Annotated in this window: 16 protein-coding genes; 4 read left to right on the plus strand and 12 right to left on the minus strand. The window is 68.9% G+C overall.

The window, feature by feature from the left end; translation table 11 throughout:
- Positions 1 to 33: 33 nt before the first annotated feature.
- The 4 genes from G7043_RS03615 (at position 34) to G7043_RS03630 (ending at position 6,886) form a co-directional block, all read left to right on the plus strand.
- Entirely contained in the window at positions 34 to 4,689 is a 4,656-nt protein-coding gene (locus tag G7043_RS03615; RefSeq protein ID WP_166043799.1) for a DUF2341 domain-containing protein, read from the plus strand.
- Positions 4,690 to 4,727: 38 nt separating this feature from the next.
- Entirely contained in the window at positions 4,728 to 5,270 is a 543-nt protein-coding gene (locus tag G7043_RS03620) for a WxL domain-containing protein (protein WP_166043801.1), read from the plus strand.
- Positions 5,271 to 5,394: 124 nt separating this feature from the next.
- Positions 5,395 to 5,850, plus strand: a complete 456-nt coding sequence (locus tag G7043_RS03625) for a WxL domain-containing protein (RefSeq protein ID WP_207310545.1) — start codon at positions 5,395 to 5,397, stop codon at positions 5,848 to 5,850.
- Between the two features lie 19 nt (positions 5,851 to 5,869).
- Positions 5,870 to 6,886: a hypothetical protein gene (locus G7043_RS03630; RefSeq protein ID WP_207310546.1), complete on the plus strand. Its 1,017-nt coding sequence runs from the start codon at positions 5,870 to 5,872 to the stop codon at positions 6,884 to 6,886.
- Between the two features lie 76 nt (positions 6,887 to 6,962).
- Here the strand turns inward: G7043_RS03630 and G7043_RS03635 are convergent, their stop codons facing one another.
- The 12 genes from G7043_RS03635 to G7043_RS03690 form a co-directional block, all read right to left on the minus strand.
- Positions 6,963 to 8,546 (minus strand): S8 family peptidase, encoded by a 1,584-nt coding sequence (locus G7043_RS03635; RefSeq protein WP_313887684.1) that lies wholly within the window; start codon positions 8,544 to 8,546, stop codon positions 6,963 to 6,965.
- A gap of 69 nt (positions 8,547 to 8,615) precedes the next feature.
- Positions 8,616 to 10,718, minus strand: a complete 2,103-nt coding sequence (locus G7043_RS03640; protein WP_166043806.1) for an ATP-binding protein — start codon at positions 10,716 to 10,718, stop codon at positions 8,616 to 8,618.
- The gene (locus G7043_RS03645; RefSeq protein WP_166043808.1) at positions 10,715 to 12,739 is read right to left on the minus strand and encodes an ATP-binding protein; all 2,025 of its coding nucleotides are present in this window, start codon (positions 12,737 to 12,739) and stop codon (positions 10,715 to 10,717) included. Before G7043_RS03645 ends, G7043_RS03640 begins: the two co-directional genes overlap by 4 nt.
- Positions 12,736 to 14,172, minus strand: coding sequence for a glycosyltransferase family 2 protein (locus G7043_RS03650; RefSeq protein ID WP_166043810.1), 1,437 nt, complete (start codon positions 14,170 to 14,172; stop codon positions 12,736 to 12,738). The genes G7043_RS03645 and G7043_RS03650 overlap by 4 nt, the downstream gene beginning before the upstream one ends.
- 34 nt (positions 14,173 to 14,206) lie before the next feature.
- Entirely contained in the window at positions 14,207 to 15,286 is a 1,080-nt protein-coding gene (locus G7043_RS03655; protein ID WP_166043812.1) for a HEAT repeat domain-containing protein, read from the minus strand.
- Positions 15,283 to 15,657 (minus strand): response regulator transcription factor, encoded by a 375-nt coding sequence (locus tag G7043_RS03660; protein ID WP_166043814.1) that lies wholly within the window; start codon positions 15,655 to 15,657, stop codon positions 15,283 to 15,285. The genes G7043_RS03655 and G7043_RS03660 overlap by 4 nt, the downstream gene beginning before the upstream one ends.
- Entirely contained in the window at positions 15,654 to 16,004 is a 351-nt protein-coding gene (locus G7043_RS03665) for a response regulator (RefSeq protein ID WP_166043816.1), read from the minus strand. The genes G7043_RS03660 and G7043_RS03665 overlap by 4 nt, the downstream gene beginning before the upstream one ends.
- Before the next feature lie 117 nt (positions 16,005 to 16,121).
- Positions 16,122 to 16,760, minus strand: coding sequence for a response regulator transcription factor (locus G7043_RS03670; RefSeq protein ID WP_166043818.1), 639 nt, complete (start codon positions 16,758 to 16,760; stop codon positions 16,122 to 16,124).
- A 94-nt stretch (positions 16,761 to 16,854) separates the two neighbouring features.
- Complete coding sequence (locus G7043_RS49760; RefSeq protein WP_166043820.1) at positions 16,855 to 17,772, minus strand: type II secretion system F family protein; 918 nt, start codon at positions 17,770 to 17,772, stop codon at positions 16,855 to 16,857.
- Between the two features lies 1 nt (position 17,773).
- A complete protein-coding gene (locus tag G7043_RS03680; protein ID WP_166043822.1) occupies positions 17,774 to 19,636 on the minus strand; it encodes a type II secretion system F family protein in 1,863 nt (620 codons plus the stop codon).
- Between the two features lie 5 nt (positions 19,637 to 19,641).
- Positions 19,642 to 21,018, minus strand: a complete 1,377-nt coding sequence (locus tag G7043_RS03685; protein ID WP_166043824.1) for a CpaF family protein — start codon at positions 21,016 to 21,018, stop codon at positions 19,642 to 19,644.
- Positions 21,015 to 22,190 (minus strand): AAA family ATPase, encoded by a 1,176-nt coding sequence (locus G7043_RS03690; protein ID WP_166043826.1) that lies wholly within the window; start codon positions 22,188 to 22,190, stop codon positions 21,015 to 21,017. The genes G7043_RS03685 and G7043_RS03690 overlap by 4 nt, the downstream gene beginning before the upstream one ends.
- Positions 22,191 to 22,202 lie beyond the last annotated feature (12 nt).

Here is a 22,202-nt window from a genome sequence, read left to right on the forward strand (position 1 = left end):
GTTTTGGCCAGGCTGGTGGTCACAGTCTTGCTGGTGACCTTGCTGCCGCTCATCTTTCCCGGTGCGGCCACGGCATCGACACCACTCACGATCACCAGCGCGAACCACGCGGAATTCGCGGTTGGCCGGCCCGAGACCTTCACCCTCACCGCGACCCGTTCCCTGGCGCCTGTTCTCACCGCGGCCGGCGCATTGCCCGACGGCGTCGAGTTCGTCGACAACCATGACGGGACAGCCACGCTGTCCGGAACACCCAGGGTCAAGGGCGCGTATCCCCTGACCGTCAGTGCCCGCGACACCGCCGGCCGAACCGCCGAGCAGAGACTCCTCCTCAGCGTTGGGGAGGGTTGGTACAACCCGAGCTGGCAACGCCGCAAGCCGATCACGATCGACCACGACCTGGTGGGCGCGACGCTGACCAACTTTCCCGTGAAGATCATGAGGTCCACCGACTCCGACCTGGCCGGCAAGGCGCAGTCGAGCGGCAACGACATCCTGTTCACCAACTCGGACGGCACCACCAAGCTCAACCACCAGATCCAGTTGTACACGCCGGCAACCGGTGCGCTGATCGCGTGGGTGCAGGTGCCCACGTTGTCCAGCACGACCGACACGACGCTGTACATGTACTACGGCAACGGTTCGGCCTCCAGTCAGCAGAACGCCAGCGCGGTGTGGGACTCCACCAACGCCGCCGTCTGGCACCTGTCCGAATCCGTCAGCACGTCTGCCGGCAACTTCAAGGACTCCACCAGCAACGCCAACCACGCCACGTACCAAGGCTCACCTGGCTTGACCACGGACCCCGGCGGTGGCCTCGTCTTCAACGGCACGTCCAACTACCTGTCAACCGCGAACCAGCAGAACAATCCGCAGATCTTCACCGTCGAGGCGTGGGTCAAGACCTCCAGCGCGTCGGGTAAGCAGATCATCAGCTACGAGAACGCACAGACAGGCACCGCGGCCACCAGGTACGACCGGGGCCTCAACATCGGAACCGACGGCAGAGCCTACTTCGGCGTGTGGGACGGTAGCGCCGTTCATGCGGTGCCCGCCGGTACCAACCTGGCCAACGGCGGCTGGCACCACCTCGTCGCCACGTACAGCAACGTCAGCCAGGTCCTCGTCATGTACGTGAACGGCTCCCTCGCCGCCTCCACCGTCAGTCCCTCGGCCGAGATCATGAACGCGTGGTGGCGGATCGGCAGCTATCACCCGCCCGGCAACACCGTCGGTGTCGCCGGATACTTTCCAGGCAGCATCGACGAAGTCCGCATCGCCAACGTCGTGCGCTCGACCGGTTGGATCACCACCAACTTCAACAACCAGAACGACCCCTTCACGTTCGCGCCGGTCGGCACCGAGCAGACCCTCACCGCACCGGCGATCACGAGTGCGAACAGCACCAGTTTCGCCCAGGGCTCAGCGGGCACCTTCACCGTCACCGCGACCGGCACGCCAACGCCCACCCTCAGTCACACCGGCACGCTGCCCACCGGTGTGACCTTTGTGGACAACGGCAACGGAACGGCCACCCTGGCGGGAACACCCACGGTCGCGGGCTCCTACCCGTTGACCATCACGGCCAGCAACGCGGCCAGCCCCAACGCCACGCAGAGCTTCACCTTGACCGTCGCATCGGCTTGGTACAACGCAGGCTGGCTGTACCGCAAGGCGATCACGATCGACCACACGAAGGTGCCGGCCAACACGACCAACTTCACGGTCCTGGTCAGCAGAACCGACTCCGGCCTCGCCGCGCACGCCCACAACACCGGACGCGACATCCTGTTCACCGACTCGGACAGAGTCACCAAGCTCAGCCACGAGATCGAGTCCTACACCTCGGCGTCCGGGATCCTGGTCGCCTGGGTACAGGTGCCCTCCCTGTCCAGCACGGTCGACAAGACCATCTACATGTACTACGGCAATGCCGCCGCCAGCGACCAGCAGAACGTCAGCGGCACCTGGCGCTCGGAGTACAAGGGGGTCTGGCACCTGTCACAGAGCCCGACCGCCACCGCCCCGCAGTTCAAGGACTCGACCAGCAACGCCAACCACGGCACCGCGCAGGGTTCGATCGCCTCCGGCGCCCAGGTGGCCGGCAAGGTCAACGGCAGCATCAGCCTCGACGGCACGTCCGACTACGTCTCGACAGCCGTCCTGCAGGCCAACCCCCAGGTGTTCACGGTCGAAGGATGGGTGAACACCAACACCCCCACCGGCGAGGCCTTCATCAACTTCGAGGACATCCAGACCGGCAGTGCCGCCACCAACAACTACGACCGCACTCTCTACGTGGGGTCCGACGGCAGACCTCGCTTCGTCTTGTGGGACGGCACGACGGCGCGTACCGCGACGGGTAGCAGCAGCATCGCCAACGGCGCGTGGCACCACCTCGCCGGCACTTACAACGGTTCGATCATGAGCCTTTACGTGGACGGCGTGCTCGTCTCGACGGCCGCCAGCGCCTCGGCTCAGGTGTTCAACGGCTACTGGCGCTTCGGCAGTTATCACGAGGTTCCCTACACCGCGGGTGCCGACGGCTACTTCCAAGGCGTCATCGACGAAATCCGGGTGTCCAACACGGCTTGGCCGGCGACGACCATCACCACCAGGTACAACAACGAGAACTCGCCGTCCACGTTCTTCTCGCTGGCCGCGGAAGAGCAGTACTCCGCCGCGCCGACGATCACGAGTGCGAGCAGCACCACTTTCTCCTCGACCCTGCCGGGCTCGTTCACCGTCACCACGACCGGCAGCCCGACACCAACCCTCAGTGTGACCGGCACTCTGCCCAGCGGCGTGACCTTCGTGAACAACGGCAACGGAACAGCCACCCTGGCCGGAACGCCGGCATCGACTGCCACGGGTGCGTACCCGCTGACCATCACCGCCGACAGCTCGGTCAACCCCGACGCCACCCAGAGCTTCACCCTCACCGTCGTGTCGGGGTGGTACAACTCCAACTGGCGTTACCGCAAGGCGATCACGATCGACCGCACCAAAGTCGGCTCGACCCTGACGAACTTCCCGTTCCTGGTCAGCAGAACCGACTCCGATCTCGCCGCACGCGCCCAGTCCAGTGGTAACGACATCCTGTTCACCAGCTCGGACGGCGTCACGAAGCTCAACCACCAGATCGAGACCTACACGTCGGGCACCGGCGTGCTCGTGAGCTGGGTCAAAGTGCCCAGTCTGTCCACCACCGCCGACACGGTCATCTACATGTACTACGGCAACGCCTCGGCATCGGACCAGCAGACCGCGAGCGCGGTCTGGGACTCAGGCTTCTCCGGTGTCTGGCACCTGTCCGAGGGGCCCACGACCACGGCCCCGCAGTTCAAGGACTCGACCAGCAACACCAACCACGGCACGGCGCAAGGAACGATGGCCGCGGGCGCGCAGGTGTCGGGCAAGATCGACGGTTCGTTGACGCTCGACGGCACTGACGACTACGTCTCCACCACGAACCAGCTGACGAACCCGCAGAACTTCATGGAGGGCGTCTGGTTCAAGACGAACCTGGCGTCCGGGCGGAAGGTGCTCGGCTTCGAGCAGGTGCAGGTCGGCACCGGCGCGGGCAGCTACGACCGGCACATCTACGTCGGCACCGACGGCAAGGTCTACTTCGGCGTGAACGACGGCGCGGGCAACAACATCGCCATCTCCTCCAGCGGCACCGTCACCGACGGGGCATGGCATTACGCCGTGGGCTACCGCGACGACGTCACCGACACGATCGGCCTGTACCTGGACGGATCGCTGCAGGTGACCGCGGCCAGCCCTCAGGCGCAGCCGTTCAACGGCTACGTGCGCATGGGCGCCTACCGATCGCTCGGGCCCAACTGGCCGAGCGCGGGCGGTAACGGTTACTTCCCCGGCAGCATCGACGAAGTCCGGTTCGGCGCCACCGTGCGCAGTGCGGGGTGGATCACCACCGAGTACAACTCCCAGAGCTCGCCGTCGACCTTCTCGACCACGGCCAGCCAGGTCACCTACACCGCCGCGCCCGCGATCACGAGCGCGAACAGCACCACTTTCACCGCGGGCTCGGCGGGCACCTTCACCATCACCACGACCGGCGTGCCGACACCGGCCCTCAGCAAGACCGGCGCGTTGCCCACCGGAGTCACCTTTGTGGACAACGGCAACGGCACGGCAACGCTGTCGGGAACACCCGCGGTCGCGGGCTCCTATCCGTTGACGATCACAGCCAGCAGTTCGACGAGTCCCAACGCCACCCAGTCCTTCACCCTCACCGTCAACGGAGGCTCCCTGTCGATCACCTTGCCCAGCACCGCGAATCTGGGCAGTGGCGCACTCGGCAGCACGGTCAGCGGCGCACTCGGCTCCGTGCAGGTCATCGACAACCGCGGCAGCACCAGCGCGTCGTGGACCGCCTCGGTGTCCTCCACGACCTTCACCGGTGCCGGAAAGACGATTCCGCTCGCGAACCTGAGGTACTGGTCCGGGCCGTCGACCTCGACCACCGGCACCGGCACCTTCACGCCGGGACAGAACACCTCAGGAGCCGCGCAGGACCTCACCGCGTCTCGCACCTGCTTCACGCTGGCAGGAGGCAACGGCATCAACCAAGCCACGTGGAGCCCGACACTGGTGGTCACGGTGCCGATAACTCTGGTCCCCGCCACCTACAGCGGAACAGTCACGCACTCCGTCGTTTAGGAAGCACCCGTCGACTTCGAATGAGCTAGGAGGGTGTTGTGTCCGGTAAACGCATCGGGTCGCTCGTGGCCGGAGTCGCCATTGCGGCCGGTACTGCTGTTCCGGCGAACGCCGAGAATTCCACGGTGTCGTTCGCGACCACCGGCGGCACGCTTTCGGTGGTGGCGCCCGCCGCGGCGACGCTGACCGGTGGCAGCACCATTCCGGGCGGGACGGTGACCGGTGCACTGGGAACCGTCACCGTCACCGATGCGCGGGGCAATGCCGCCGGGTGGACCGCGAGCGTGTACTCGACGACCGGATTCACCGCCGCCCAAAGCACCGCGATCGCCAACAGCAGCGTCACCTACACGCCAGGAGCGACCACGAGCACCACTTCGCCCGGCAGCCCGACCATCACCGCGGGAACCGCCGGATCACCAGGCGCCAACGCCGGAGCAGCACTCACCGCGTACACCTACGCCAACGCGACCGCCGGAGGAAACACCGTCGCCTGGAACCCCACCATCGCAGTCGTCATCCCGTCCAACGCGATTGGAAACTCGACCTACTCCGGGACGATCAGCCATCAGGTGGTGTGACGTTGTTCCAGGCGCTGCCGAGAAAGGGAAAGCCGTGAGCATCAAGCGAATCTGTTTGCTCGGAGCGGGTGTCGCTGCCGTTGCGGTCGGTACCGCTGTTCCAGCGAATGCGGAGGACACCACCGTGACGGTCACCGCGAGTGCCGGCTCTCTTTCGGTGGCGGTGCCCGCCGTGGCGACGCTGACCGGTGGCAGCACCATTCCGGGCGGGACGGTGACCGGTGCACTGGGAACCGTCACCGTCACCGATGCACGAGGTAATGCCTCGGGGTGGACCGCGAGCGTGTACTCGACGACCGGATTCACCGCCGCCCAAAGCACCGCGATCGCCAACAGCAGCGTCACCTACACGCCAGGAGCGACCACGAGCACCACTTCGCCCGGCAGCCCGACCATCACCGCGGGAACCGCCGGATCACCAGGCGCCAACGCCGGAGCAGCACTCACCGCGTACACCTACGCCAACGCGACCGCCGGAGGAAACACCGTCGCCTGGAACCCCACCATCGCAGTCGTCATCCCGCTCACCGCGAAGGCCGCGGTGACGTACTCCGGGACGGTGAGCCATCAGGTGGCGTGACAGGGCTGCCCTGCCGCTGGTGCTCAGCTGTCTGGTCGCCCTCGTGAACGGGGACACCGGCGCGGCGGCGCCCGGGGACCAAGCCACGAACAGCATCGGCATCCGGCTGCTCGAGATGCCCGCGAACCGCTTGGACGACCCTCGCGCACAGGTCTACATCGTCGACCACCTCGCGCCCGGCGCCGTCATCAAACGACATGTGCTGATCACGAACAATTCCTCTGTGCCGCAACACATCGAGGTCTTCCCCGGCGCGGCCAGCATCGACGACGACGCGTTCAACGCGCTCGCCGGACGCACCACCAGCGAGCTGACCAGCTGGATCTCGCTCAACCGCGCCGCCGTCGACCTGCCGCCGGGAGGAAGCGAGAAGGTGCTGGTGACGATCGCGGTCGACCCCACCGCGTCCACCGGCGAGCGCTACGGCGTCATCTGGGCGGAGACCAGCGCCCCGTCCAACACACCTGAGAACGTCCTGATGGTCACCAGAGTCGGCGTCCGGATCTACCTCGCCGTCGGACCCGGCGGTGACCCGGCGCCGAGTTTCGACATCAGCAGCCTCACCCCGTCGCGCGACGGCGACCGCAGACCCGAGGTGCTGGCCACCGTTCACAACACGGGAGGCCGTGCACTGGACATGGCGGGCGAACTGACGCTGTCCGACGGCCCCGGAGGGGTGACCGCGGGTCCGTTCCCGGTCTCGACCGCGGTCACGGTGCTACCGGGCGACACCGCCGGAGTGCGCACGGTTCTCGACCAACGCTTGCCGGACGGTCCGTGGAAGGCGCGGCTGACGCTGCGCAGTGGCTTCATCGAGCGAGTTGTGACGGCCACCATCACCTTTCCGTCCGCTGCCAACGCAGTGGGGGGACCGGTGACCCCCGAGAACTGGTTCCAGGCGCACCCGTTGCTGGCAAGCGGGCTGGCCGCGCTGTTCGTGGCAGCGCTGTTCGTGGCGTTCTTCGTCGCGCGCCGGAGCATGGCTTCGCGTCGCCGGGAGAACGACGAGGCGGAGCCCCTCGCCGAGGGGCTCTGATCGAGACCAAAACGCCCCGCCCGGCTACCAGTGCTGGTAGCCGGGCGGGGTGGTCGAGGCGGTGGTGGGATGGGTGTCAGAAGTTGAGTTGCCAGGCGTCGAGGTAGCCGGTGTCGGTGGTGCGGTAGTGGTCTTGGATGCGGAGTTTCCAGGTGCCGTTGGCGGGTTCGGTGGAGGCGTTGAGGGTGTAGGTGGCGGTGAGGTTGTCGGTGGTGTCGGTGAGGGTGGTGTTGCGCAGTCGGTAGGTGGTGCCGTCGGGGGCGATGAGGTCGAGTTGCAGGTCGCCGCGGGCGGTGTGCTTGATGTCGACGGTGATTTTGAGGGTGGTGGGGGCGTTGCCGGTGCGGCCGGTGACGGTGATGGGGCTGGTGAGGGTGCCGGTGCCGGGGATGGCGGCGTTGGTGGTGTTGGCGAAGGTCGTGGGAGCCGGAGCGGGAGCCGGTGCGGGAGCCGGTGCGGGGGTGGTGGTGTGGGTGCCGGTGTAGAGCAGGGTGTTGGGGGAGCCGGTGGCGGCGTTGCGGACGAGACCGGTGGTGGCGGTGCCGACCAGGGCGGTGCGGACCTGCAGCGGTGTGGCGGCGGGGTTGGTGGCGAGGTGGAGTGCGGCGGCGCCGGCGACGTGGGGGGTGGCCATGGAGGTGCCGCTCATGGCACCGGCCGAGGTGTCGGAGGCGTAGGTGGCGGAGGTGATGGAGACGCCGGGAGCGAACAGGTCGACGCAGGTGCCGTAGTTGGAGAAGGAGGCCTTGGTGTCGGTCTTGTCCACCGCGCCCACGGTGATCGCCTCGGCCACGCGGGCGGGGGACACGGTGCAGGCGTCCTGCTGCACGCCCTGCGCGTTGCCGTTGCCGGCGGCGACGGTGTAGGTGAGGCCGGAGGCGATGGAGGTGCGGACGGCCTGGTCGATCGCGGAGTTCGCGCCACCACCGAGGCTGAGGTTGACCACGGCGGGCTTGACGGCGTTCTGGGTGACCCAGTTGATGCCGTTGACGATCTGCTCACTGGTCCCGGAGCCCTGGCAGTTCAGGACCCGCACGGCGACGAGTTTGACCTGCTTGGCCATGCCGTAGGTGGTGCCGCCGACGGTGCCCGCGACATGGGTGCCGTGGCCCTGGCAGTCCTGCCCGTTCTTCCCGTCGCCGATCGCGTCGAACCCGACCCGGGCCCGCCCACCGAACTCGGCATGCGATGTGCGGATACCGGTGTCGAGGATGTAGGCGGTCACGTTGCTGGCGGTGGTGGCAGAGGTGTACTTGGTGTCCAGGGGCAGGGTGCGCTGGTCGGTGCGGTCCAGGCCCCAGGTGGCGCTGGTCTGGGTGTCGCTCATGTGGACTTCGGTGACGGGCTGCACGTAGGCGATGCGGGGGTCCGCGGCCAGCCGCCGGGCCTGGGCCTCGGTCATCTCCACGGAGAAGCCGTGCAAGGCGGAGGTCCAGGTGGTGCGGACCTTGCCACCGAACCGGCCCGCCAGCTCGCCTGCGGCGCCGCTGTGGCCGTCTTTGAACACCGCGATGTAGCGGTCGCCCACGACCGTGGCGCCCGGCACCGGCCGGATCTCGCCCTCGGCGGCCGAGGCGTTCGCCACGCCGGCCGTACCGAGCACACCGAGAACCGCGATACCGAACGTCGCCGCTGCCGCCACCACACGCGTTGTGATCACTGAGACTCCCTTGTCAACATCGACCGCTTCGATGTCACAAGGTTCGAGGCCTCCAGTAGCGCGACCCGGTCACTCCCGGTTGCACAACGGTTGCGGCGAATCCACCTCCGCGTCGGCCTCGGAATCGACCGGTAGCACGATCGTCACCATCGTTCCCTCGCCTGGCCGGGACGTCACCGAGATGTCGCCGCCGTGCCTCTCCACGATGTGCTTGACGATGGCGAGCCCCAGACCGGTGCCCTGGATCTCGTGCTCGATCGCGAGCGACGACCGGAAGAACCGGCTGAACAGTTTCGGAAGCTCGTCCTGCGCGATACCGATCCCGGTGTCCGCCACGGTGATCCGCGCCTCGGTTCCCACGCACCGCGCACGAATCACCACCGAGCCCGCCGGCTGGGTGAACTTGACCGCGTTGCTCAGCACGTTGATCAGCGCCCGGTCGAGCTGGTTCGGGTCGGCCTGCACCACGATCGGCTCGGGCCCGAGCTGGCAAACCAGGGTGATCGCCTTCTTGACCGCGGCCGGTTCGACGCTCTTCACGGCGGCTTCCACGAGAGCGACGAGGTCAGTCGGCTCCACGACAGGCTGGAACTGGCCGGAGTCGATCTTGCCGACGGTCAGGATGTCCTCAACGAGCCGCAACAACCGCCCGGTGTTGCGCTGGATGATCGAAGTCATCTCCAGCTGGTCACCGGTCAGCTCTCCGGCGACCCCGTCCACCAGCAGCTCCAGGTAGCCCGAGATGCTCGTCAGGGGCGTGCGCAGCTCATGGGACACGTTGGCGACGAAGTCGGTCTTGATCTGGTCGAGCCCGCGCAGCTCCTCGACCACCTCCTGTTCTCGCGCGTACGCGTCACGCAGAGCGCGTTCGGCTTCCTTGCGCTCGCTGATGTCCCTGACGAAGGCGTTGAAGCGGTAGGGGCCGGTCGGCTCCGGCTGCCAGACGTACAACTCGATCGGGAACTCCTGGCCGTCGCGGCGCAGAGCGGCGAGCTCGACCTGCCGGCCGAGCACGGATGCTTCGCCGGTGGCCTTGAGGCGTGCGATCCCGGCCATGTGGTCGGCGCGGAACCGTTCCGGCACAACGGTGTCCGCGAGCGCCCTGCCCATGATGTCGGCGCGCGGCCAGCCGAACATCCGCTCGGCCGCCGCGTTCCACTCGGTGACACAACCGTCCTCGTCCAACGCGATGAACGCGTCGTGCGCGGTGCTGATGACCGTCCTCAGCTGATGCACGGTCTCCTGCAACATCGTCTGGCTCTGCAGCAGATCCGCACGGTCGGACATCCGCGCGGCGGCGAGACCCACTTCCCTCCCGAGCTCGGTGACCAGGGCGAGCACACGCGGGCAGGGACGGCGGACATCGGGGTCGAAGAACTCCAGCACGGCGACCACGCCGTCCTCGGAGTGCACGGGGAACGCGAACCCACTGGCCGCTCCGAGTTCGGTCAGGCCGATGTCGTCCATCCACTTCGGACGGAGGGTGGCCGCCGCCTCACCACTCAGGCCGACGCCAGGCGCCACCCTCGTGTTCTCCATGATCTCCCGCAACCGCCCGAAACGGCCGTCGTCCGCACCGTGCCACAGCTTCGCCGACATCAGCTCGCCAGTGCCGTCGGCGGCGGGAACGCAGACGTGCCCGACCGGCCACCCGGTGTGGGCGCACACCTCGTCCAAGCAGAACTGGAGCACCTCGGCCAGATCGGCCGCCCGATGCGCCTTCGACAACACACGGCTGCGCACCTCCACCGCCCGCGCCGCTCGCTCGGCGCCGAGCTCGCACTCGACCTGCCACCCCAAGGCCAGCAACGCTTCCAGCGCATCGTGGTCGAGGTGCCGGACGTCGCGGGCGGCGACGAACAGCACGCCGACCGTGCGCAGGTCGTCGTCGCGGACAGGCACGCCCGTGTAGAAGCGGATTGCCCGGCCCTCGTACGGTCGTACCTGGGCGAACATGACCAGGTCGTCGGCTTCCACGGTCTGCCTGCACAACAACAGCAGCTCCTCCTGGCTGGGCGACACACCCCGCACGTCGTGCAGGGTCAGCTCGTGCCCTTCCAGCAGAGCGACACCCGCGATCGGGACCCGGGCGAGCGTGGCCGCGACCAACACCGCTTCGTTGAACCCCCGCCCTGTCACCGCAGACGGCCGGGTCGTCGACGTCCTGTTCACGACGTTCCTCCTGTTCCGCCCGCAGGCAGAAGCACGGTCACCGTCGTGCCCGCGCCTTCGGTGGAGGTGAGCGAGACCTGCCCACCGTGCCTGTGCACGATCTGCCGCACGATCGCGAGCCCCAGCCCGGAGCCGGGTACCGCCTGCTCCGTCGCGTTGCTCGCCCGGAAGAAGCGGGTGAACGCGGCGTGTTGTTCGGCCTTCGGAACACCCATGCCGGTGTCGTTGACCTGCACCTCGACCCAGCCGTCGCCACACCGGCGGGAGGTCACCCGCACGTCGCCTCCGGACGGGGTGAACTTGACCGCGTTCGACAGCAGGTTGGTCAGCACCCGGTCGAGCTGCGCCGCGTCGCCGCACACCACCAGGCCCTGGGCGTTCTCGTGATCCAGGCGAACTCCGCCGACGTCCGCGGCGGGCCGCAACGCCTCCACCACACCGTCGACGAGCTCGCCGACGTCGACGGGCTTCTCCGCCATGATGACCGTGTCCGACTCGAGCTTGGCGAGCAGGAGCAGTTCCTCGATGAGCCCCCGCAGCCGGGTCATGTTGCGGTGGACGATGTCGAGCATCTTCCGCTGATCGCCGTTGATCGTGCCGCCGGCACCGTCGCGCAACAGCTCCACGTACCCGGCGATGCTGGTCATCGGTGTGCGCAGCTCGTGGGAGACGTTCGACACGAACTCGGTCTTGCTGCGGTCCAGCGCCCGCAGCTCCCGGACGAGCAACTGTTGTTCCTGGTAGAGCCGGGCCTGGTCGACGCCGCGAGCGAGGTCGGCCGCGACGTGCTCGAGCGCGTCCACCTCGACCGCCGGCCAGCCCGCGCCGGGACGGGCGAGGACCAGCACTCCGAGCACGGTCTCCCCTCGCCCGAACGGCAGGACCAGCACCGCGCGGTCCCGCAGGGCGGCGGGGAGTCCGAGCCTTGCGGCTTCCTCGGCGTCAGCCACCTCCAGGCGGCGATGGCCGCCGGCGTACAGCCTGCGCAGCGGTGCCGCCGGCAGCACGCGCTCCTGCGGGGCGAGCGACGATCCGAGCGGAGCGACCTCCGGTCGATGCCACTCCGGCGTGACGAGGTCCGCGCAGGTGTCCTCGGGTGCGCCTTCCGCCAGCCAGACGCACACCCGCTCGGCGTCGAAGTGCTTCCCGGTCTCCGAGGTGGCCAGTTCGACGACGGCGTCGACGTCCAGATGCTCCCTGATCTTCAGCCCGATGTCGGCGGCGATCTCGCGATGGTGCTGCCGTTCCTGCTCCACCTCGTGGACCTTGGCGGCGTCATCGGCCAACGCGTTGATGGACCGGGTCACCTGCTGGAGCTCCGCGATTCCCTGTTCGGGAATGCGGGCCTGCGCCTCTCCCGCGGCCCATCTCGTCACCGTGTTCCGCAACGCGGCGATCGACCTGCCGAGCCGCTGCGCGGTGACGATCGCCGAGCCGGTCGCCAGCAGGACGGCCACGGCGCCACAGCTGATCAGGGCGAGCATCACCTGTTGCCGGGTGGCGATGCTGCTCTGCCTCAACGAGGTGCTCGTGGCGTCGAGTGCCTCGCCAAGCCGGGCGCTGGTCTCGAGAAACTCGTCCATCACCGCCACAGCGGCCACCAGCCGCGCGGACGTGTCCGCCGTCCCCGGCGGAGCCTCCCGGACGGCGGCCGTCACGGCGAACCACCGATCCGCCAGCTCGGCCACCCTGCGCGCCGCCTGCTGCTCGTTCGCCACGGCCAACCCGACCAGCTCGTCCTTCACCTGGACGTAGCTCTGGCGGCCTCGGTCGTAAGCGTCGCGGAACGCCGCGTCGCCGTTGTAGGTGTACCCGCGCAAGCCGCGGGAGCTGTCCAGCACGGTCCCGCGCAGCTCGGCGTTCAGCTGCTGCATCGGCTGAACGCGGGACGCCAGTTCCTCCACGGAGCTCGCGGCCACCGAGACGGCTCCGATGCCGAGCACGAGCAGCAGGAGAACGACGGCCACGAGCGGCCCGAACGTGAGGACGAGCAAGCGCCGGAAGGACTGTCCTGAGCTCATGGCCGTTTGCCCCCTTGGGGTGTGCGAACGTCGAATCCTCGCCGGGGCATGACCCCCCACGAGCGCTCGGACCGGCGCAGCGCGGCCCACACGCCCCACATCCGCCAGCGTGCGGTCCGCTGCCGGTAGCCGATGTTCTCCGCGAGCGCCGCGACGAGCGCCATCCCGAGGTCCGCCCACCGGTGGTACCTGCGGAACGAGTACTCCTCGACGGTGAGGGCGAAGACGGAGATCAGGAACGCGAAGCCGTACGCCGTCGCCGAGAGGGTCACCGCGAACGACAGGGTGATCGCACCCGTCGCGAGGCCGAGCACCAGCACGAGCGCCGCCACGAACTCGGCCAGCGGGGTGATCAGTTCGAACAGCATGTGGTACGGCAACGTGAACAGCCCCACGACGCCGTACCTCGGGTTGCCGATCATCCGCCGGTGCTTCAGCAGGATCTCGGCGAGGCCGCGATTCCACCGCTTCCGCTGGCGGCCGAGCACCAGCGCGGTGTCCGGCACCTCCGTCCACGACACCGGTTCGGCCACGAACACGATCCGGTAGTCCCGTCCCTCGTCCCGCATCCTCCGGTGGATCCGGACCACCAGCTCCGCGTCCTCGCTCATGCAGTCCGGGTCGAGTCCGCCCACGGCCACCACGACGTCCCGGCGGAACAGCCCGAACGCTCCGGAGATCACCAGCAGGCCGTTGAAACGCGACCACGCGGTGCGGCCGAGCAAGAAGACCCTCAGGTACTCCACGGCCTGGATCGCGGGCAGCAGCGTCCTCGGCATCCGCACGTCGACCAGCCGGCCCGCCACCACTCGGCACCCGTTGGCGACGCGAACGGCACCACCGGCGGCGACGACCCGGAACGGGTCGTCGAGGAACGGCCTGGCCACGCTCATCAACGCGTCCGGGTCCAAAATGGAGTCCGCGTCGACCATGCACACCAACGGATGCCGGGCAAGGCACAGCCCGGTGTTCAGCGCACGGGTCTTGCCCCCGTTGTCCTGACGCACCACCACGAGCGGGATCGCACGGACGGCGGGAACGTGCACCGAACGCACGACTCCTCGCCGCGGCAGCTCGGCGGAGACGACAGCGGGCAGGCTCACGAGCTGGAACTCGGCTTCGAGCTGGGCGAAGGTCTCGTCCGTGGACCCGTCGTCGATGACCACGACCTCGAACACGGGATAGCGCAGAGCGAGCATGGCCCGCACCGCCTCGACGATGCCCGCCTCCTCGTTGTGCGCGGGCATGAGCACCGACACGGCGGTGGTCAGCGGACCCGAGTACAGCTCGTCCACCGCCAGGAACGGTTTTCGCCTGCCCTCCCTCGTGAACTCCACCGCCGCGACCGACAGGAACACGAGGTAGCTGCAGTTGATCAGCAGGAAGTAGCACGCCACCGCGATGCCCGCCACCTCGACGGCGTTCAGAATCACGCCAACCCCGCGGGTGTGCCGGCGGCCACGGTTGTCATGTGCGGCCCCGAGCCGCCGCGACCAGGCGCGCGTGGGTGATCTGGTCCCACGCCAACGCCTCGACGGCGTGCGCGGCGGCGGCTGGACCGAGGCTGCCGCCCGCCACGCGCGCGAGAATGTCGCGACCGTGGTCACCGAGCCGCAGCAGGGAGCGCGACGCGTTGTGCGCCAACCGATGCGGCTCCTCGGCGAGGAGGAAACCGAGGGTGTCCGCAGCGGCCGGATCGCCCAGCACGCCGAGCGCCTCCGCGGCCGCGATCCGCAGTTCGGCGGGTCTTCCCCTGCCGACGAACCCGACCAGCACCGCGGCGGTGGCCGGTGTCCCCGTCCGGGCGAGCGCGCGCAGGGCGGCCAGCCGGACCGGCAGTTCGGCGTCCTCACGCAGGAGTTGGACGAGCAAGGGGAACGCGGCCACCACGCCGCCGAATCCCAGCACCTCCACCGCCACCGCCCGGACCGTCGCGTGTGGATGGCGCAGCGCGTCGACGATCACCGGATGCGCGGCGGCGCCCAGCGCCAGCAGCGCGTGCGCCACGACGTGCGCAGGCACCGGCCGGGAGCAGCTGAGGCCACCCAGCAGCGGCCGGGCGGCCCGCGCGTCCGCGAGGCTGCCCAGTGCCCTGGCTGCTGCCACCCGGACCTCTGGACGCGAGTCCCCCATCAGCGACACCACCTGCGGCAGATCCTCTCCGCTGCGCAACAACCCCACCACGTGGACGGCCTTGACTCGCACGTGCGCGCGTCTGGCTCGCAGTCCACGACGCGCCGAGTCGAGGACCCCGCGACGCGTGAGCAGGTCGACCAGCTGCTCACGCGTCGCGCCGCTCACGTTGCCCAGCAAGGAGATCACGGTCGGCTCCACCGCTGCCCACATCCGGCGGTCCAGCGCGACGAGCTCCGGCAGCACCCCCGGATCGCCGAGCAGCCGGAAGACCAGCGGCCGCAACCGCTGTGCCTCCTGCTCACGGTGATTTCGGCGGCGCACCGAAGCCACGTGGTGCGCCGTGATGAGGACCCCCAGCACCAGGCTCGACACCGCGCCCGCCAGCACGACGGCGGTGCCCACCGAACTCACGGGCCGACCCTGGCCAGCACGGCGTGCACCCTGCTGAGCAGTTCGCGGGGACTGAACGGCTTCGTCACGTAGTCGTCGGCACCCACGCCGAAGCCGGACTCGATGTCGGCCTCCTGGGCGCGAGCGGTCAGCAGAATCACCGGCAGGTTCTTCGTCACCTGCTCTGACCGCAGTCGCTGGCAGACGTCGAGTCCGGACATGCCGGGCATCATCACGTCGAGAATGACGAGATCCGGGCGCTCCGCCGCGACCGCGTCCAGCGCCGCCGGTCCGTCGCCGACGGCCGTGACCTCGAACCCGTCCTGCCTCAGCTTGAACACCAGCAGATCACGAATGTCGGCGTCGTCCTCCGCGATGACCACGGCGGTCATGACACCCTCCCAAGAGCCGCCCACACGGCGGCGCGATCGAACGGCTTGAGCAGCATTCCGTCGACGTCGTCGACGCGGATGTCACCGGGATCGAGCATCGACGTGACGACGACCTGACAGTGGCGGGTTCGCGGATCGGCCCGCAGCTCGCGGATCACCCACCGGCCGTCCTTGCCGGGCAGCACGATGTCGACGACCACCACGTCCGGTGGATCGGCGCGTGCCAGGTCGAGTCCTCGCTCTCCGGTCTGCGCCAGCACGACCTCGTGTCCCATGTCCTGGAGGTGGCGCGCCAGCAGACCGAGGATGTCCTGATCGTCCTCGATCACCAACACCTTCGAGACCACGGGACACCTCCGGTCACTCTGCTCACACCTGCCGGAACCGCCCGGGAATCCGATGCTGACACAGGGTTCGTGCGGCGGGGCCGCTCAATACCGCAAACTGGTGACCGTCCACTGTGGTCACGCGCTGCGCAGGCCGATCAGCCCGCGGTCCAGGGCCGTCATCAACGCCTGCGCGCGGCTGGAGGCACCGAGCTTCTCGTAGAGCCGCGCCACGTAGGTCTTGGCCGTCGACGTGCTCATGTGCAGCGCCCGAGCCACGCCTGGCACGGACAGCCCGTCCTGCAGCAGCCGCAACACCTCGGCCTCACGCGGGCTCAGCGGGGAACGCGCACGCGACTCCCGCAGCCGGGTGAACGCGTCGGCCAGTCCCGTGGCGGTGAAGGACGAGGCCGCGACAGCGGCGTGCCTGATCGCGCCGACGATCTCTACCAAGGTCGAGGTCTTCGGCACGAAAGCCGACACACCGGTTTCCATCGCGCGGAACAGCACGTCGTCCTCGCCGTTGGAGGTGAGCACGACGATGCCGAGCGACTGCCAGCGGTCCCGCAGCTCGCGGGCGAGCGTCAGCCCGTTGCCGTCGGGAAGCGTCACGTCGACGGTCACCACGTCCGGCTTCGTGGTGGCGATCAGACCGAGTGCCTCGGCCGCCGTGGTGGCCTCGCCGACGATCTCCACGTCCGTCTCACCCTCGATCAGCCGGGTGAGCCCGAACCGGGCGAGGGGCTGACCGTCCACGACCACGAGTCGAATCGACATGACGTCCTCTGCTTCCCGCTGACAACCGTGTGCCTCAATGAAGCGGCACTTCTGGTGTCACGCCGGGTGCCGGACGGTTGCCGTTCGGTTGCGGTCAACCGGCGACCAGACTGTCGTAGATCTCGATGCCCGCCGGTCCGACGATGATGATGAACAACGCCGGGAAGATGCACAGGAGCAGTGGAAACAGGATCTTCACCGGCACCTTCTGAGCCTTCTCCTCGGCCGCCTGACGACGCTTGACGCGGATCTCACCGGCTTGTTCGTGCAGCACCCGTGCGGTCGGGATGCCGAGTTCGGACGCCTGGATCAGCGACGAGGCGAACGTGTGCACCGCGTCGACGGTGGTGCGGCCGGACAGCGCCCGCAGCGCCTCCACCCTGGACTTGCCCAGTTGCATCTCCTGCAACACGCGGGAGAACTCCACCGACAGCGGGCCGGAGGTGTTGCGGGCGACCTGGGACACCGCCGCGTCGAAGCCCAGCCCGGCCTCGACGCACACCGTGAGCATGTCCAGCACGTCCGCGAGTTCCCTGCCGATGAGCGCCTGCCGCTTGGTCGCCGCGTTGTGCACCAGCAGGTCCGGCAGGAAGAAGCCGACCGCGGCACCCACCAGGGCGTAGGCGACGAGGGTCAGCGTGGACCCGAGCCCGTACAGGGCACCGATCGGCGCCAGCGCCAGCAGACCGATGCCCTTGAAGGCCATCACCCGTTCGGCGGTCCACCGGGACGGGTTGCCCGCCAGGTCGAGCCGGTGTTCCAGCGACGCGATGGTGGCGCCGGGTGAGAGCCGGGCGGCCAGCGCGCGCAACCGTTCCAGGGCGGGGGGCAGCACTCCCTCGTCCGAGGCGGCGGCGTCGGTGGCGCCCTGGCCGTAGGTGGCCTCGATCTGGGCGAGCCCGCGTGACACGCGCGCCGTGCTCGTGGCGGCCGCGGCGAGCTGGACACCCGCCAGCGCCAGCGCACCGGCGATGGCACCGACGCCGGTCAGGAGCAGGAGCGTTCCGTCCACCTCAGACCTCCACCTTGATCATCTTCTTCATCCAGAACCAGCCGACGCAGAGGCAGACAGCCGTCGCACCGAGCATCATCCAGCCAGCCGGGCGGGTGTAGAGCGGTTCGATGTAGTCCCGACGGCTGGTGAACAGCCACAGGCCGAGCCCGATCGGCAGCGAGATCAGCACGTACGCCGACATCCGGCCCTCGGCGGTGAGCGCCTTGATCTGCCTGCGCACGGTCGCCCGCTCCCGCATGGTGTTGACGGTGGTCAGCAGCAGCTCGGCGAGGTTTCCGCCGACCTCGCGCTGGATCCGGATCGCCATGACCACCCAGGAGAGGTCCTGGCACCGCATCCGGTCAGCGGCCTTGCCGAGCGCGTCCTCCACCGAGACGCCGAGCCTGGTGCGAGCCAGTGACCGGGCGATCTCGCCCGCAATGGGCTGGGTGCCCTCACGCACCATGCTGTCGAGTGCCTGCGCCAGCGAGAAACCGGACCGCAGGGCCCCCGCGACCAGCTGGAGCGTGTCCGGGAGCTGCTCTCCGAACAACGTGCGCCGCCTGCTGATCCGGAACTTCAGGAAGAAGCGTCCGCCGAACCATCCGAGCAGAACCGCGAGCGGTCCACAAACCATCGGGGCACCGATGACCGCCGTGAGGACCACCCCGAGCACGACGGCGATGCCGAACCGGACGAGCAACCACTCCGCGGGGCGCAGCCGGATGCCCGCCAGGTCGAGGTCGAACTCCATGCGCGCACGCAGGCCGCGGCCGTCGATGATCCGTTCACTGAGCGTCAGCAACAGGCGCATCGGCCGCGACGGCTCCTGCACGGCGCCTGTCTCCGGCTCCGCACCGTCGCGCACCCGGTAGCGCCGCACCTCGGCCAGCCGGCTGGGCCGCGCACGCCGGACGACGCGACGGCGGCCGAACCAGAGCCAGCCCATTCCGGAGAAGACGGTGAAGATCACGCCGAGCACCGCACCGAACATCCAGGCCGGTACGGCGGGCATGACGGCGCCGCGCCGGTCCGGCGCGTGCACGCCGGTCTGCGCGACGAGTTCCCCGACCCGGACCGTCAACCGCACCTGCCTGCCGGAGAACTCGTCGGGCACGACAGCGCTGACCTCGACCCGTTGGGGAGCGGCCGGGGTGAACAACGCCGCGCCCGCACGCGCGTCGCCGACCGCGACCAGGTGACCGCCGCTGCCCTGCGCGAGCCGGTCCCGACCTGCGGCCGCCCCCGCTGTCGCGAGGTCGAGCGTCACCACATCGGCGGTGACGCCTGTTTCGGACAGCACCTTCAACGTGGCGTCGAGCGACGCACCACCGTCGGCGTCCTCACCATCGGACAGCACGAGCACCCTGCGTGCGCCGGGCACTCCCGCCAGGCTGCGGGCGGCCAGCGTCACCGCGTCGTTGAGCGCGCTGGTCCCGCCCGCGCTCACCCCGGCGAGCGCGGCCGTCACCTGCCGCCGATCCGCGGTGAGCGGCACCGTCAGCGCGGACCGGTCCGAGAAGGTGACCAGTCCGGTGTGGACGTTCGCGGGCAACGCCGACAGGTAGTCGGAGATCACGCCGCGTGCCGTTGCCATCGGAACACCGTTCATCGTCCCGGTCGTGTCGAGCACGACGAACGCCGCCCGCGCCGGCTGCGGCTCGCCGAGCATCTTCGCGGTGGCGGGCACCGGCGTGCCGTCGACCTCGACCCGCACTCGGTCCAGGTCGAGCGGGGCGGGTACGTCGCGTGCGGTGAGCGTGACGTGTGCCTGCCCGTCCTCGACCGACACCTCGCCGAGCTCCACGACGGGGTCCGCGCTCGCCGGGAGGATCGACACTCCACAGAGGACCAAGGTGACCCAGATCAGCCTGATGGTCATCGGCCTCACCTGTCGAAGGAGAAGAGGCCGGCGGGCAGCGGGATACCGTGCTCCGCCAACCTGTCCGCGAAGGTCGGACGCAGACCTGTCGAACGCAGAGTGCCGCGGAACTTCCCGTTCTCGTCCACCCCCGCCGCGAAGTCGAACACGAAGAGGTCCTGGAGCGTGATCACGTCACCCTCCATGCCGACCACCTCGGTGATGTGCGTGATCCGCCGGGTGCCGTCCTTCAGCCTGGCCTGCTGGATGATCAGGTCGAGCGCGGAGTTGACCTGGTCGCGGATGGCGCGGCTGGGCAGGTCGACGCCCGCCATGAGCACCATCGTCTCCAGCCTCGACAGCGCGTCGCGCGGCGTGTTGGCGTGTGCCGTCGTCAGCGACCCGTCGTGCCCGGTGTTCATCGCCTGCAGCATGTCCAGCGCGGCGCCGTCACGGACCTCACCGACGACGATCCGGTCCGGCCGCATCCGCAGCGAGTTGCGGACGAGCTCGCGGATGCTCACCTGGCCGCGGTTCTCGACGTTCGCCGGGCGGGACTCCATGCGCAGCACGTGGTCCTGCCGCAGTTGCAGCTCGGCCGCGTCCTCGATGGTGACGATGCGCTCGTCTTCCGGGATGAACGACGACAGCACGTTGAGCGTCGTCGTCTTGCCCGAACCGGTGCCGCCACTGACCAGGATGTTCAGCCGCCCGCGCACGCACGCCGACAACAGCTCGGCGACCGCGGGGCTGATCGTGCCGAACCTGATCAGGTCCTCGACCTGGAGCGGGTCCGTGGCGAACTTGCGGATCGTCAGCGACGAGCCGTCCAGTGCGATGGGCGGCACGACGGCGTTGACCCGGCTGCCGTCCGGCAGCCTGGCGTCCACCATGGGGCTCGCCTCGTCCACCCGCCTGCCGACCCGCGACACGATCTTGTCGATGATCCGGCGCAGGTGGCTCTCGTCGGTGAAGGCGGCATCCACCAGTTGGAGCTTCCCCTTGCGCTCCACGTAGATGCGGTTCGGCCCGTTGACCATGACCTCGCTGACGTCCGGGTCCCGCAACAGCGGTTCCAGCGGACCGTGGCCGAGGATCTCGTCGGCGACCTCGGCGGCCATCCGGCCGCGGTCGGCCAGGGTCATCGGGGTCTCGTCCTGTTCGAGCACGGTCTGCAGCGAATTGCGGACCCGCAGTTCGAGCTCGTGCTCGTCGAGGCGCTCGTCGTAGAGCTTGGGTCCCAGGGTGTCCAGCAACGCCCCGTGCACCCGTTGTTTGACCGCGGCGAAGTGGTCGGGAGTGCGCTCCCTGCGCGTCTCGGGCACCGCGGTGGACGTCACCACCGGTTCGCCCTCGGTCCTGACAGGCGCGGTCAGCTGGACCAACCGGTCGCTCAACCTCACCCGGACCGCCTCCTCAACCCGAACAACCCGCGCCGGGCGGCGGCCGGCTCGTGCTTCGCGCCCGCGAGGATCCGCGTGGCGATCTCCCGGAACCCGGCGCTCACCGGGTGGTCGGGCCGCTCGACGGTGATCGGCACACCCCGGTTGATCGAAGCGGGCACCGCGAGGCTTGCCGGAACGCGCACGGCGACGCTGGTCTTCACGACACTCTCGACGTCGGACACGGTGAGCCCGACCCGCGAGTCCTCCCGGTTCAGCACGATCACGCGCCGGTCGCGCGGGTAGGACAGCATGTCGAGCATGTCGATGGTCAGTCGCAGGTTCTTGAGCGTCGGCACGTCGGGCGTGGTGAGCAGGACGTGGTGGTCCGCCTCGTCCAGCACTGCCAGCACGTGCTCGTTGAACTGCGGCGGCGTGTCGATGACGACGTAGTCGAACATGCGCCGCAGCAGCCGGAGCACATCCGTGATGAGAGAGGCGGGAATCTGCTCGGAGTCGCCCGGCTCCACCGGCGCCAGCACGCAGTCCAGACCCGGCCGGTAGCGCGTGAGCAGTCCGGACACGCCGGTCTCGTCCAGCTGACCGTCCATCGCCATCGCGTCCACCAGGGTGCGGAGCGGGGTGAGCTGCAGCGAGATCGCCACGTCACCGAAAGCCAGATCCAGGTCCACCAGGCAGACCCGATTGGCGCCGCCCGCGTGCAACGTGACGGCCAGGTTGGTGGCCGTGGTCGTCTTGCCGCACCCGCCCTTGGTGGCGAACACGACCGCGACCTTGCCCTCGGTCGACTGCTGAGCGGGAATCGTGACACCGACGGGGGTCACCCGCGACAGATCCCGCGAACGCAGGCAGGACTGGGCGACCAGATCGAGGTCGGATTCGGGCACCACCTCGCGGACCCCGGCGCGGATGGCGAGGGCCAGCACGGCCACCTCGAGCCGCTCGCGCAGCAGGACGACGCCCAGCACGGGCCGCGCGAGTCGTTGGGCGGCGGTGAATTCGAGCGCCTCCGCCAGGTCCACGTCGGACCCGATGACCACCAGCGTCTCGAGCGGGTCGGACGCGAGCAGACGTTCAGCCGCGGCGAGGTCGTCCACCTGGGACACCTCACCTCCCATCGCTCCCGCCAGCGGTGGTACCACCGCTTTCGTGTTGGTGCACAGGATTGCCATGGTCTTTCCACT

The organism is Lentzea alba, from assembly GCF_011067745.1.
Classification (GTDB): domain Bacteria; phylum Actinomycetota; class Actinomycetes; order Mycobacteriales; family Pseudonocardiaceae; genus Lentzea; species Lentzea alba.